The sequence below is a fragment of the Zobellella maritima genome, from assembly GCF_003075035.1.
Lineage (GTDB): Bacteria > Pseudomonadota > Gammaproteobacteria > Enterobacterales > Aeromonadaceae > Oceanimonas > Oceanimonas maritima.
Genome location: NZ_QCZE01000001.1, coordinates 1573394 through 1587440, shown reverse-complemented (window position 1 = coordinate 1587440; position 14047 = coordinate 1573394). Strand labels below are relative to the sequence as shown.

The following is a 14047-nucleotide window of genomic DNA, read 5'->3' as shown; positions in this document are numbered from 1 at the left end:
CTGATCCCGGATCAGGAGCCGTTATTGTTTTTTGGAGAGTGATATATGATGCCTGTTGTGGCCCTGGTAGGGCGCCCGAACGTTGGCAAGTCCACCCTGTTCAACCGTTTGACCCGCACCCGCGATGCATTGGTGGCTGACTTCCCGGGTCTGACCCGGGATCGTAAATACGGTCAGGCCAGCATCGGCGAGCTGGAATTTATCGTGGTCGATACCGGGGGTATCGACGGCAGCGAGGAAGGCATAGAGCTGAAAATGGCCGAGCAATCCCTGGCGGCCATTGATGAGGCAGATGTGGTGCTGTTTATGGTCGATGCCCGGGCCGGTTTGACCGTTGCGGACGAGGCCATTGCCGCCCACCTGCGCCGTTGCCAAAAGCATACCCTGCTGGTCGCCAACAAGACCGATGGTATTGATGCCGACTCGGCGGTGAGTGAATTCTACAGCCTGGGGCTGGGCGATATTTATCATATCGCCGCCGCCCATGGCCGGGGCGTATTGAGCCTGCTGGAAACGGCACTGGCCCCACAGCTGGAAGAGCTGGCCGAACAGCGTCAGGCGGCGGAGCAGGCCCTGGCGGAAGAGGGGGACGGCCTGGCCCTGGATCCGGAACTGGGCTTCGAGGACGCCCTGGCCGCCCTGGATCAGCTGGATGAGGAAGAAGCGGAAAGCGCCACGCCTTTCGAGGATTTGCCGATCAAGCTGGCCATCGTCGGTCGCCCCAATGTGGGCAAATCGACCCTGACCAACCGTATCCTGGGTGAGGATCGAGTGGTGGTCTATGATATGCCCGGCACCACCCGCGACTCCATTTATATTCCGATGGAGCGGGACGGTCAGGAATTTATCCTGATCGATACTGCCGGCGTCCGCCGGCGTGGCAGAGTCCATGAAACGGTCGAGAAGTTTTCGGTGATCAAGACCCTGAAAGCCATCGAGGACGCTAATGTGGTGTTGTTGGTGCTGGATGCGCGGGAAGGTATTTCCGAGCAGGATCTGAGTCTGCTGGGGTTTGTGCTCAACGCCGGTCGCAGTATTGTACTGGCGGTCAACAAGTGGGACGGTCTGAGCCTGGATGTGAAAGAAGACATCAAACGGGAACTGGACCGACGGCTGGGCTTTATCGATTTCGCCCGCCTGCATTTTATCTCGGCCCTGCACGGCAGTGGCGTCGGCAATCTGTTCGGCTCTGTGGCCGAAGCCTATGAGTCGGCGACCAAGCGGGTGAATACTTCCATGCTGACCCGCATCATGCAGATGGCACAGGATGATCATCAGCCGCCACTGGTGCGGGGGCGTCGGGTCAAGCTGAAGTATGCCCACGCCGGTGGTTACAATCCGCCGCGCATCATAGTGCATGGCAATCAGGTTAAAGATCTACCCGAGTCCTATAAGCGTTACCTGATGAACTACTTCCGACGCTCCCTGCATATCATGGGCTCACCTATTCGTATCGAGTTCCAGGAAGGGGATAACCCATATGCCGGTATCAAGAACAAGCTGACCGAAACCCAGTTACGCAAGCGCAAGCGGTTGATGAAGCATATCAAGAAGAAATAACTGACGAGGCAAGGGGTATCCCTTGCCTTTTTTATTCGGCGGCCTGGATCAGGAAGAAGGTGCTGCTGCGGCGCAACATCTTGCGATGGGCGTTGTGCATCAGTATCTTGCGTCTGGGTGACCAGCTGCCTTGTTTACGTTGTTTTATCACAGTGCGTTTTCTTTTAATCATTTGAATATCCTCGACTCAAGCGATCAGGCACATGGTATGGCCTGATCGCTTTGTTTTTAACAGTTTGCCACTACCGGGTAAAGTGACAACTTGGTTAAATCTCCGAAGGCGGCAAAGACGCGGCGGGTGGTTCACTCCGGACCGTGTTGATAGCCGGGTCGGTCTGTGGGCCAATCAACCATTGCAGGCTGTGGTAGTACTGGCGGATATTGTTGACATAATGGAGGGCTTCCCGCCCGCGGGCATAGCCATGCCGGGTCTGGCGATACCACTTGGGTTGATGCAGCAACACCAGGTTTTCCTTTACCTCGGTCCAGGAATTAGGATCCTGTCCGCGCTGCCTGGTCAGGCGGCGTACGTCCAGCACATGGCCCAGGCCCATGTTATAGGCGGCCAGGGCGAACCAGATACGTTCATCTTCCGGAATACTGTCGGGTAGCCGGGCCTTCAGTTGATTCAGATACCTGGCCCCTCCCTCTATGCTCTGCTCAGGGTCAAGTCGGTTTTCCACGCCCAGCAGGGCGGCGGTATCTTCGGTCAGCATCATCATGCCGCGCACGCCCGTATAGGAGCGGGCCTGGGGATCCCAATGGGATTCCTGGTAGCTGACGGCAGCCAGCAGACGCCAGTCCAGCTTGCCTGCATGTCGCTTAAACAGGGGACGGTAGCGCGGCAACCGGTCTTCCGTTCGCCGTAAGAAGGTTCGGGTATCGACATAATCAAAGTCCTGGATATGGCCGAAGTATTTTTCATTGAGCCGGGCCAGGGTACCGTCGTCCTGACGAGCATCAAAAAAGTCCAGCATGCTGCTGTAGAGGCTGTCATCGGCCTGCTGCTTCAGCACCCAGGCAACCGGCAGAGGCTCGGACAGGGTAAAGGCGGCGGCGATATTGGGATAGTAGCGTTGGGTACGAGCCAGCAGGGTGTCTTCCACCAGGGCGAAATCGGTATCGCCTTCGGCTACCTGGCGAAGCAGCTCTTCTGCATCCGCGTCGCGGCGGGTCTCCCAATGTAACTCCGGATGCTCCGGGGCCAGCCGATGCAGCCATTCGGCCTGGCTGGAGCCGGCCAGAACCCGGATTTCGCCTGTTACCTGGCTCAGCTCGGTGGGCCTGGGTTGACCCTTGCGGTAGACCAGGGTCTGGGCCACCTCATAATAGCTGGGACCAAAACGATAATGCTGTCGTCGCAGGGGGCTGTTGACCAGCCCGGCGGCCAGCATATCCACTTTGCCTTCGTCCAGCAGGTTGAACAGCTCATTCAGGTGGTAGGCGGGCACCATGGTGAGCCTGACACCCAGTTGTTCGGCAAACTGCCGGGCCAGTTCGTAGTCCAGTCCATCCTCTCCCTGTTTGCGTAAAAAATAATACAGGGGATGATACAGGGTGCCGACCCTGAGCTCGCCGCGGGCAAGGATCCCGGCCTGTTGGCTGGGCATATTTTCCCTGACATCACAGGCGCTTAGCAGCAAGGCGCCGAGCAGCAGTGTGAGTCGTGACAGTCGGTTGATACAATGCAAATGTGATACCTCGGCCGGAATTACCGGGATTTTATAGCAGAAGCCGGCCTATTCGTCATATGGGTTCGGGAAATCGCCGTCGACAGGGCAGGGGGGGAACCCTATAATACCGCCAATTTCTCAACCCCCCATTCACTCAAGCTTTGAGAATAGCCACTATGGAAATACTGAGAGGTTCTCCGGCCTTATCCGGTTTCAGAACTCAGGCATTAGTTCGCCGCGCCCAGGAGCAGGGGTTGCCCCTGGTCGAGATAGCAACCGAGTACGTGCATTTTGTGGCTCTGGCCGGTGCCCTCGAGGCCGACACCAAGCAGACCCTGAGTCGCTTGCTCGACAGCCCGGAACAGGGCATCTCCGTACCTGCCGACAGTCAGTTGATGCTGGTGACCCCTCGTCCCGGTACCCTGTCTCCCTGGTCCAGCAAGGCCACCGATATCGCTCATAACTGCGGTCTGTCCCAGGTCAAACGTATCGAGCGGGGTATCGCCTATTACCTGACTTTCGACGGTCAGCCCGGCGACGCCGAGTTGGCTGCGGTCAGGGCACTGATCCATGACCGCATGACCGAAGCGGTACTCGACAGCCTGGATGCGGCTGTCTGTCTGTTCCAGCAGTCCGAGCCGGCGCCGCTGCAGGCGGTGGACATGCTGACCGGTGGTCGTCAGGCCCTGGCCGAGGCCAACCAGCAGATGGGCCTGGCGTTGGCCGAAGATGAAATCGACTACCTGTTTGACGGCTTTACCAGCCTGGGACGCAACCCCAACGACATCGAACTGTGCATGTTTGCCCAGGCCAACTCGGAACATTGCCGGCACAAGATCTTCAACGCCGACTGGACCATCGACGGCGTCGTGCAGCCCAAGTCCCTGTTCAAGATGATCAAGAACACCTTCGAGCAGGAGCCGAGCCATGTGCTGTCGGCCTATAAGGACAATGCCGCCGTAATGGTGGGCTCGCCCGCCGGGCGCTTTTTCCCCAGCCCGACGACTAACGAGTACCTCTATCATCAGGAAGATATTCATATCCTGATGAAGGTGGAAACCCATAACCACCCCACCGCCATTTCGCCCTATCCGGGGGCGGCCACCGGCTCGGGCGGCGAAATTCGTGATGAAGGTGCCACCGGTCGCGGCTCCAAGCCGAAGGCCGGCCTGGTGGGCTTCAGCGTGTCCAACCTGAAGATCCCCGGCTATGCCCGCCCCTGGGAGCAGGACTTTGGCAAGCCGGAGCGTATCGTCAGCGCCCTGGATATCATGCTGGAAGGTCCGCTCGGTGGTGCCGCCTTCAACAACGAGTTCGGCCGTCCGGCACTGCTCGGCTATTTCCGTACCTATGAAGAGCAGGTGAGCAGCTTTAACGGTGAGGAAGTGCGTGGTTATCACAAGCCGATCATGATCGCCGGTGGCCTGGGTAACATCCGCGGCGAACACGTGGAGAAAGGCGATATCGCCGTCGGCGCCAAGCTGGTGGTGCTGGGTGGTCCGGCCATGAATATCGGCCTGGGCGGCGGCGCCGCCTCGAGCATGGCGTCCGGCCAGTCTTCCGAGGATCTGGATTTTGCCTCGGTACAGCGGGAAAACCCGGAAATGGAGCGTCGCTGCCAGGAAGTCATCGACCGTTGCTGGGCCCTGGGTGAAGACAACCCCATTCTGTTTATCCACGATGTGGGTGCCGGCGGCCTGTCCAACGCCATGCCCGAGTTGGTCAACGACGGTGGTCGCGGCGGACGCTTCGAGCTGCGCAACATCCCCAACGACGAACCGGGCATGAGTCCACTGCAGATCTGGTGTAACGAATCCCAGGAGCGTTATGTGATGGCGGTGGCCAGCGACCGCATGGCCGAATTCGAAGCCATCTGTCGCCGGGAGCGGGCCTTGTTTGCGGTGTTGGGCGAGGCGACCGCAGAGCGTCACCTGAGCCTGCACGACAGCCACTTCGACAACCAGCCGATCGACATGCCACTCGATGTGCTGCTGGGCAAGCCGCCCAAGATGCAGCGGGACGTGGCCTCGGCCGGTCATCAGAGCCCGGCGCTGGAACTGCATGGCATCAACCTGAAGGAAGCGGCCGAGCGGGTGCTGACCCTGCCGACCGTGGCCGACAAGGGTTTCCTGATCACCATAGGGGACCGCAGCGTCACCGGTCTGGTGGCCCGGGATCAGATGGTCGGGCCCTGGCAGGTACCGGTGGCCGACTGTGCGGTCACCGCCGCCGCCTTCGATACCTATGCGGGCGAAGCCATGTCCATGGGCGAACGGGCCCCGGTGGCGCTGCTCGACTTTGCCGCCTCGGCCCGGCTGGCGGTGGCAGAGGCCATCACCAACATTGCCGCCACCGAAATCGGCGAGCTGAACCGCATCAAGCTGTCGGCCAACTGGATGTCCGCCGCCGGCCACCCGGGCGAGGATGCCGGCCTCTATGAAGCGGTGAAAGCCGTGGGCGAGGAGCTGTGTCCGGTACTGGGGCTGACCATACCGGTGGGTAAAGACTCCATGTCGATGCAGACCCGCTGGTCCGACAACGGCGAAGACAAATCGGTGACCGCACCGCTGTCGCTGGTGATTTCCGCCTTCGCCCGGGTCACTGATGTACGCGCCACCGTCACCCCCTGGCTACGCACCGACCTGGGTGAAACCGACTTGATCCTGGTTGACCTGGGTAATGGCAAGAACCGCCTGGGTGCCTCCTGTCTGGCCCAGGTGTATCGCCAACTGGGTAACCAGCCGGTCGATCTGGATGATGCCGAACAGCTGAAAAGCTTCTTCTATGCCATCCAGGCATTGCTGGCCGACAACAAATTGCTGGCCTATCACGACCGGGCCGACGGCGGCCTGTTCGTGACCCTGGCGGAAATGGCCTTTGCCGGCAACACCGGTCTGGATATCGAGCTGGATCTGCTGGGTACCGATGTGCTGGCTTCCCTGTTCAGCGAGGAACTGGGCGCCGTGCTGCAGGTACGCCGTGAAGACAAGGAAGCCGTGCTGACCTGTCTGGCCGGCCATGGCCTGGCCGCCTGCAGCCATGTGCTGGGTAGCCCCAACGGCGACGATCAGCTGCGCTTCTTCCATGACGGCAAGGAAGTGTTCGCCGAGTCCCGGATTCAGCTGCGCAAGCTCTGGTCTGAAACCAGCTACCGCATGCAGGCGCTGCGCGACAACCCGGACTGCGCCCTGTCCGAGTTCGAGGCCAAGCAGGATGCCACCGATCCGGGGCTGTCCGTATCTCTTAGCTTCGATCCCAAGGAAGACATAGCCGCGCCCTTTATCGCCAAGGGTGTGCATCCCAGGATGGCCATCCTGCGTGAGCAGGGCGTCAACTCCCATGTGGAAATGGCAGCGGCCTTCGACCGGGCCGGCTTTACCGCCGTCGATGTCCATATGAGCGATCTGCACAGCGGTCGCTATCGCCTGGACGAGTTTGCCGGCCTGGTGGCCTGTGGCGGCTTCTCCTACGGGGATGTGCTGGGTGCCGGCGGTGGCTGGGCCAAGTCGGTGCTGTTTAACGAAGCCCTGCGCGCTCAGTTCTCCGCCTTCTTCAAGCGCCCCGACAGCTTTGCCCTGGGGGTGTGTAACGGTTGTCAGATGTTGTCTCGCCTGCGGGAGCTGGTGCCTGGTGCCGAGCACTGGCCAGACTTTGTACGCAACACCTCCGAGCGTTTCGAAGCCCGCTTCAGCCTGGTGGAAGTGCAGGAGTCACCCAGCCTGTTCCTGTCCGGCATGGCCGGTTCCCGTTTGCCGATTGCCGTGTCTCACGGTGAAGGGCGGGTCCAGCCGTTGCATGCGGATATTGCAGCCATCGAGGCCAGCGGTACAGTGGCACTGCGTTATGTGGACAACCGGGGCCAGGCGACCGAACGCTACCCGTTCAATCCCAACGGCTCGGCCAACGGCATTACCGGTCTGTCGAGCAAGGACGGCCGGGTGACCATCATGATGCCGCATCCGGAGCGGGTGTTCAGAACCGTGGCCAACTCCTGGTATCCGGAGACCTGGGGAGAGGACGGCGCCTGGATGCGGATCTTCCGCAATGCTCGTCGCAATCTGGGATAACGTCTCATTTTCAAAAAGCCCGCAGCGATGCGGGCTTTTTATTTTCCATTTGGGTCTATATGATGACTTGCCCGAAAAATAATCAGCGCTACTCTCGGCCTCTACGCCACTCATGACAAGCGGGCAATGAACAAAGCTTCCTCTCCTTTATTTAACCTATAGAGCATGAATATGGATGAGTCCTCTCTGTCGACGGTCACCCGGGGTGATTCGCAAGCTGATGGTGCCAAAGGCCTTCCGGCAACCAATGCCATCGAAATGGCCCTGACCGAGCACATCATGGCCCATACCCGGGAAGGGATAGTGGTGATGGATGCCCGGGGTCGGGTGGAGCAGGTCAATGCGGCGTTTTGTCGCCTGAGTGAACGGGAAGCCGAGCAGATTAAGGGGATGCATATCACCGGCATCGATCATGATCTGCACGGACGTCGCCATTATCGCCAAATCTGGCTGCAACTGCAGCGACAGGGCCATTGGCAGGGGGAGGTTCAGCATCAGACCCGGCAGGGGCGCCTGGCGGCTCATTGGCTGGTGCTGCGCCTGATAAAAAACCACCACCAGCAGGTCGTGAAGATCATCGGCATACTGGACGATATCAGTCGACTGCGCCAATCCGAAGCCCGGCTCAATTTTCTGGCGCATCATGATGCGCTAACCGGCACCGCCAACCGTACCCAGCTGTTGGCGTGGTTTGCCAATGCCCGTGGTGCCTTGCCGGTCGGGCAGCAACTGGCTTTGCTGTTTATCGATCTGGATCGATTCAAGCCGATCAATGACAGCTTTGGACATGGGGTGGGCGATCGGGTGCTCAGGGCATTGGCTCAACGCCTGCTCGGGCTGGTCGGTGAGCATGAGCTGGTGGCCCGCATCGGCGGTGATGAATTTGTCATGATCTGGCAGGGGGAGCATACGGAAGCCTCGTTGTTGGACAAGGCGCAACAGCTGCTTGGACAGCTGGAGGCGCCGGTCCCGGTGGATGACTATGAACTGAGCGTGGGTGCCAGCATAGGTGTGAGCCTGTATCCTCAGCACGGGCTGGAGATAGAGTCTTTGCTGCGCTATGCGGATACCGCCATGTATGAGGCAAAAAAACTGACCAGTGCCAAAGTCTGCGTATTTGACAAGGCTCGGTTCACCCGTCTGGAGCAGCAGTACCTGCTGACCCGTGAGTTCAGGGAGGCCATCGCACAGGATCAGCTGTTCCTGGAGTACCAGCCCGGGTTTGAACTGGGCTCCAGCCATACAGGCAGCCTGGAGGCGCTGCTTCGCTGGAACCATCCTCGCCTGGGTATCCTCTACCCGGAACAGTTCATGTCGGCAGCTCAGGGCGCCGGCCTGCTGTGCCGACTGGCAGAGTGGGTATTGCGTCAGGCAGTCCGACAGGTACACGACTGGCAGCAAATCCACGGCTGGCAGGGGAGGGTCAGCCTCAACCTCACCGGGTTGGAACTGGAGCAGCATTGGGCCTCGCGCCTGCTGCAGTTGCTTGATCAGCTGCAGGTGGCGCCGGAGATCTTCTGCCTGGAATTGAGCTGTGATTTTATCATGCGCCGCAGTGAGTCGCTGGGGGGAGCCCTGACCATGTTGCGTCAGGCCGGCCTCTCTATCTACCTGGATAATGTGGGGATCGGCAGGATACATTTCGACAAGCTGCGGCAATTGCCGCTGGACGGCATAAAACTGGATCGGAGCCTGTTTTCCGACCGCTTCGATGACACCGATCAGGCCTTGGTGAAAGCGCTGATGCTGCTGTCAGATTCCCTCGGGCTGAATGTGGTTGCCTGTGGCGTTGAAACCCGGGAGCAGCTGGCCTTCCTGCGCCGCCATGGTTGTCATACCGCGCAGGGCTGGTTGCTGGCCAGGCCGATGGCGGCACACAGGGTGGCCAACCTGTATGCCGGTGATGACCGCCATCATTGTTGAAAGACCGGATACCATTCCCTCTGAACATATGATCATATCCGGGTCATTGTTTCAAAGGTCTCCCCCGACAGGTCACAGGTAAAGGCCATCAGCGCTTGGCAACGACTGCGAACATTCACAGGATTTTCGCGGTTCGTCACCAAGCTGTCCTGGGCCCGGTATGATAGTCACTAATCGCTTCCCTGCAGGAGCAATCGGCCCGGCTGGACTTCAAGCCGGACCAGCCGTTGCTTGATCCGGGCTTGCAGGGGATCGGCCTCGTCGAGCACATATACCGGATAGCGTGACAAATACTGTGCCAACCCCTGTAACAGGTAGGGCATGAACATACTGGCCTTGGGTTGAGAGCTACTTTCAAGCCGGTATTCCAACAGCTCGAATTCGTCCAGGAACAGGGCGCCCAGCTGGTTGTCATATCGGGGCCTGGCCGAAAAGTTGCCGTCCAGTAGCCAGCTGTAGCGGGTATCCGGTTGGGCCAGCTGGATCCAGAGCTTGCCGCTGATCCGGACCTTGTCGGCCTCGGGCCGCCCCAGCGTCATGGCAATCTGTTGCAAACGTATGTCCGCGTTCAGCCAGTCGCCTAAGGTAAAGGGATACTCCTTATCCAGGCTGTTATTCAGCCGTTCATTCAGTTGCTGTTCGGTCAGGATAAGCGTTTGCGCCTGGGTGAGCTGACTTATCCCAAAGACAATTAAAAAAAGTATAATTTTCATAAGCCTGTATAACCGATATTGGTTCAGTCATGGTGGGGACTATAACCCGGCCAAGAGGAGTTAGGCATCATTGAGTGATTATCTTTACACATTACTGGGGTGGTTGCTATTTCTTGCTCATACCAGCCTGGTGATAGCCGTGACGCTCAGGGTCATCATGAAGCGCCGGCCGGTGGGGGTCTCCCTGGCCTGGCTGGCGCTGATTTTCGCCATTCCCATTCTTGGGGTTGCCACCTATGTCCTGTTTGGCGAGGTGCGCCTGGGCCGCAAGCGGGCGGAGCGGGCCAAGTCCATGTACCGGCCTTATGCCGACTGGATCAATGTGCTGGTGTCTCGTTTTCCCGGCCAGCAGTTTCAGGTTAATGATCAGGTCAAACCCATCCACGAGCTGGTGAAGGCGCGCCTCAACATGCCGATGCTGAACGGCAACGAGATGAGCCTGCTGCAACAGCCTCACGCCATATTGGCCTCTCTGCTGGCCGATATTTCCTGGGCCCACAGTTCCTGTTATATGGAGTTTTATATCTGGCATTCGGGCGGGCGGGCCGATGACATCGCCTTTGCCCTGATGGCGGCTGCGCGGCGGGGGGTGGACTGCCGGCTGTTGTTGGACTCGGTCGGCAGCGCCGATTTTTTCCGCAGTCGATGGCCCAAGCGGATGCGGGATGCTGGGGTCAAGGTGGTGGAAGTGTTGCCGGTGGGTGCCTTTCGGGTACTTCTGGAACGGCAGGATCTGCGCATGCACCGCAAGCTGGTGGTGATCGATGACGATGTCGCCTATACCGGTTCCATGAACCTGGTCGATCCGGCCTGTTTCAAGCAGGATGCAGGGGTTGGCCAGTGGGTGGATATCATGCTGCGTATTCGTGGCCCCATAGTGCCGATCATGTGGTCGTTGTTCGTGTGGGACTGGGAGATGGAAACCGGTGAACGGTTGCTGGAGCAACTGGAATATCATCCGGTGTCTTTCCTGGACAAGCAGCTCAGGCTGCAGCTGTTGCCTTCCGGTCCCTTTATGGGCGGTGACGCCATTCAGCAGAGCCTGCTGACTGCCGTGTATCAGGCTCGGCACCGGCTGGTACTGGTTACCCCCTATTTTGTACCCGATGACCCCCTGGTGGCGGCACTGTGCTCGGCGGCGGATCGGGGAGTGCAGGTGCAGCTGGTACTGCCGGCCAGAAACGATTCGCGGATGGTGAATTATGCCTGCAACGCCTTTTTTGACGAGTTGCTCGGCGCCGGGGTTGAGATCCATCTCTATGGCACCGGCCTGTTGCATTCCAAGTGCGTACTGGTGGATGAGCAGTTTGCCCTGGTCGGCACCGTCAACCTGGACAGGCGCAGCCTGTGGCTGAATTTTGAGATGAGCCTGCTGATCGACGATGGCGACATGGTCAGGAAGCTGTTGTGGCTGGCCGATACCTACCTGGCCGAGGCTGAGCCGGTATCCTGGCTCCACTGGCGCCAGCGACCACTGCGTCAGCGGGTGCTGGAAAACCTCTTCTACCTGCTCAGCCCTCTGCTTTAATGCGGGGATTAGGCCTATTCCCCACTCCCTATACCGGGGAGTACCGGATTACTTGAACACCACGGTGCGGTTACCGTAGACAAATACCTTTTCTTCCACTATCAGGGCCAGGGCCCGGCTCAGCACCGACTTCTCCACATCCCGTCCCGCCTTGGCCATGTCATGAGCCGAAAAAGTGTGATTAACATGGGTCACATCCTGTTCGATGATGGGTCCTTCATCCAGATCGTCGGTGACATAATGGGCAGTGGCGCCGATCATCTTTACACCGCGTTCATAGGCCTGGCGGTAGGGGCTGGCTCCGACAAAAGCGGGTAAAAATGAATGATGGATATTGATCAGGCGCTGGCGATAGCGGGCCACGAACTCGGGGCTCAGTATGCGCATGTACTTGGCGAGGATCACGTAGTCGGGCTGGTAGCGGTCGATGGTTTCTGCCAGCTGTTGCTCGTGTTCGGCCCGGTTAAGGCCTTCATGAGACACACTATGAAACGGAATATCGAACTTGTCGGTCAGGGATGACAGCACATCATAGTTGCCGATCACGGCGGCAATATCCAGATCCAGGGCCCCGGCGTAGCGTTTCATCAGGATGTCACCCAGGCAATGGGCCTCTTTGGTCACCAGAATCACGATACGTTTGCGGCCGGCCGGCACCAGGCGCCGCTGGCTGCCAGCCGGTAGGGCGCCATCCAGATCGGCCAGCAGGGTGTGATCGTTGAAATGGCCTTCCAGCTCGGTGCGCATAAAGAAATGGCCATTTTCGTAATCGACAAATTCATCATTACGCATGATGTTGAGCTGATGCTTGTAGCAGATATTGGTGATTTTCGAAATCAGTCCCTTGGCATCGGAACAGTGGGTCAACAGTACTTTTTTTTCCATTTTGGCGGTCTGATTAAATTAACAAGAAGGGATCATGCCCGGCGTTGGGCACAGCATTGTTTATATTTTTTAGGGCTGCCGCAGGGGCAGGGGGCATTCTTACCAATCTTGGGCGGATTGAACCGGCCGGAATGGTACTTCCAGTGGCCCTGGACGCGCAGAAATAAAGAACGCTCGTGGAGCAGATAGATGCGCCCCTGGTCTTTATGGCGTGCCTTGAACTCGACTTCTCCCTGCTCATCCTCGGCTCCACCGTGGGAAAAGACAATTTCCAGGCCGAGCCATTCGCTCTCTCGGGCGGATTCGGTGAGCAGCTCCGGTGTCAGCTCGTTACGGGTCTCCGGATGCCAGGTGTGATACAGGTACTCGCCCAGTCCCAGACGATAGGCGCTGTAACGGGAGCGCATCAATGCCTCCGGGGTGGCGGCCTGTGTCCGGCCCTGTAACAGGGGGGCACAGCATTGTTCGAAAGCGGCTGAATGTTGACAATAACAGGGTTGCATAACAGATACCTAACCTGAGGGTCAGCCAGTATGCCATGGCACTCGGCAAGCGAAAAATAAAAACGGCTCCGCAGAGCCGTTTTACATGCCGTATTCAGGCTGGGTTACTGGGCCATTTCAACCTGGATGGTGGCCTGTGCCTTGGCATCGACCCGACGGTCCAGTTGACGCTCGGCATCGGTAACACCCTGGGCTAGCTCGTTACCGTACCAGGCCGTCTGGATGTTTTCGCCGGCTACACCGCGCTGCATCAGGTATTCACGGGCGGCCATGGCACGACGCATGGACAGGTCACGGTTGTATTCGGCGCTACCGATACGATCGGCGTAACCGGCCAGCTCAACCTGGTATTCGGGGTTGTCGTTGGCGAAGCGGGCCACTTCGTCCAGGGTGGCGCGGGATTCGGCGGACAGATCCGATTTGTCAAAACCGAAGTAGATAGCGGCATCGGCTGTCACGGTGCGGGTTTCGTAGGTGGTTTCAGCCTGGGGCTGGGGTGCGACCGGGGCAACAGGGGGCGGTGTGCTGTCACCACGGTTGGGGTGCAGCACCAGTTCCAGCATCAGGTTGTTGACATCGGTTTCAAAACCGTTGTTTTGCAGATCGCCCATGTCTTCGATGCGGCGATAGCGGGCCTGCACGTCGACCAGATCGGAAACCTGATAGGTTAGGCCCAGGCCGGCCAGGGGGGCAACGCCATCATCACCGGCTTGGGCGTCGGAGTCCCAGCCCAGTGCGCCCAGCTCGCCGAACAAGGATACGCGCTCACTCAGGGGCAGGCGGCCGATGGCCGACAGGTTGAGGGCCTGGGTATCAACCGCACCGCGATAATTGTTGAAGCCCAGTTCGGCACCGAAGTACCGGTTAAAGTTGTAACCGCCGAACATGGTCACGGCAGCTTCATCGTTATCGGCTTCAGGCTGGTCACGTTTGATATCTTCGTACTGGGCATAGCCTGCGCCAGCGCCCAGGTACCAGTCGTTTGCCTGTACACTGGTTGCTACACCCGCGGTTGCCAAGGCAACGGCAATCAGAGAAGGAGCCACTGTTTTTTTCATCTCATCGTCCTCATTTATGAAAATTCGGTAATGCCGAAATGTACGTAACACCAAGCCAGGGACGGAATGTCGATGGGGTTGGTGTAATGCGGGCGAGTCCTTTTCTTATCTCGTTATTATAACCGGGAGTGTCCATC

The 14047-nt window shown here is 58.9% G+C and carries 10 protein-coding genes; 4 read left to right on the top strand and 6 right to left on the bottom strand.

Annotated elements, in window-relative coordinates; genetic code table 11:
• The first annotated feature begins 45 nt into the window (after positions 1 to 45).
• Positions 46 to 1560: a ribosome biogenesis GTPase Der gene (der, locus tag DCS96_RS07290; protein ID WP_116473640.1), complete on the top strand. Its 1515-nt coding sequence runs from the start codon at positions 46 to 48 to the stop codon at positions 1558 to 1560.
• A 31-nt stretch (positions 1561 to 1591) separates the two neighbouring features.
• On the opposite strand, the gene DCS96_RS18560 is transcribed toward der, so the two are convergent.
• Positions 1592 to 1732: a hypothetical protein gene (locus DCS96_RS18560; RefSeq protein WP_157953601.1), complete on the bottom strand. Its 141-nt coding sequence runs from the start codon at positions 1730 to 1732 to the stop codon at positions 1592 to 1594.
• Between the two features lie 94 nt (positions 1733 to 1826).
• Positions 1827 to 3242: a membrane-bound lytic murein transglycosylase MltF gene (gene mltF / locus DCS96_RS07285; protein WP_116474561.1), complete on the bottom strand. Its 1416-nt coding sequence runs from the start codon at positions 3240 to 3242 to the stop codon at positions 1827 to 1829.
• 167 nt (positions 3243 to 3409) lie between these two features.
• On the opposite strand from mltF, the gene purL reads away from it, so the two are divergent.
• Both purL and DCS96_RS07275 read left to right on the top strand, forming a co-directional pair.
• A complete protein-coding gene (gene purL / locus DCS96_RS07280) occupies positions 3410 to 7300 on the top strand; it encodes a phosphoribosylformylglycinamidine synthase (RefSeq protein WP_116473639.1) in 3891 nt (1296 codons plus the stop codon).
• A 171-nt stretch (positions 7301 to 7471) separates the two neighbouring features.
• The gene (locus DCS96_RS07275) at positions 7472 to 9223 is read left to right on the top strand and encodes a putative bifunctional diguanylate cyclase/phosphodiesterase (protein WP_198649949.1); all 1752 of its coding nucleotides are present in this window, start codon (positions 7472 to 7474) and stop codon (positions 9221 to 9223) included.
• A gap of 170 nt (positions 9224 to 9393) precedes the next feature.
• On the opposite strand, the gene DCS96_RS07270 is transcribed toward DCS96_RS07275, so the two are convergent.
• Entirely contained in the window at positions 9394 to 9936 is a 543-nt protein-coding gene (locus DCS96_RS07270) for a DUF1439 domain-containing protein (RefSeq protein WP_116473637.1), read from the bottom strand.
• A gap of 70 nt (positions 9937 to 10006) precedes the next feature.
• Between DCS96_RS07270 and cls the strand changes: the two genes are divergently transcribed.
• On the top strand, positions 10007 to 11464 hold the full coding sequence (gene cls / locus DCS96_RS07265; protein ID WP_116473636.1) for a cardiolipin synthase: 1458 nt from the start codon (positions 10007 to 10009) through the stop codon (positions 11462 to 11464).
• Between the two features lie 48 nt (positions 11465 to 11512).
• On the opposite strand, the gene purU is transcribed toward cls, so the two are convergent.
• The 3 genes from purU to DCS96_RS07250 all read right to left on the bottom strand — a co-directional run bounded on the left by purU (position 11513) and on the right by DCS96_RS07250 (position 13910).
• The gene (purU, locus tag DCS96_RS07260; RefSeq protein WP_116473635.1) at positions 11513 to 12349 is read right to left on the bottom strand and encodes a formyltetrahydrofolate deformylase; all 837 of its coding nucleotides are present in this window, start codon (positions 12347 to 12349) and stop codon (positions 11513 to 11515) included.
• 32 nt (positions 12350 to 12381) lie between these two features.
• Positions 12382 to 12852: a YchJ family protein gene (locus DCS96_RS07255; protein WP_116473634.1), complete on the bottom strand. Its 471-nt coding sequence runs from the start codon at positions 12850 to 12852 to the stop codon at positions 12382 to 12384.
• A gap of 104 nt (positions 12853 to 12956) precedes the next feature.
• Positions 12957 to 13910 carry an OmpA family protein gene (locus DCS96_RS07250; RefSeq protein ID WP_116473633.1) on the bottom strand — a complete coding sequence of 318 codons (954 nt, stop codon included), beginning with the start codon at positions 13908 to 13910 and terminating at the stop codon, positions 12957 to 12959.
• Positions 13911 to 14047: the final 137 nt, after the last annotated feature.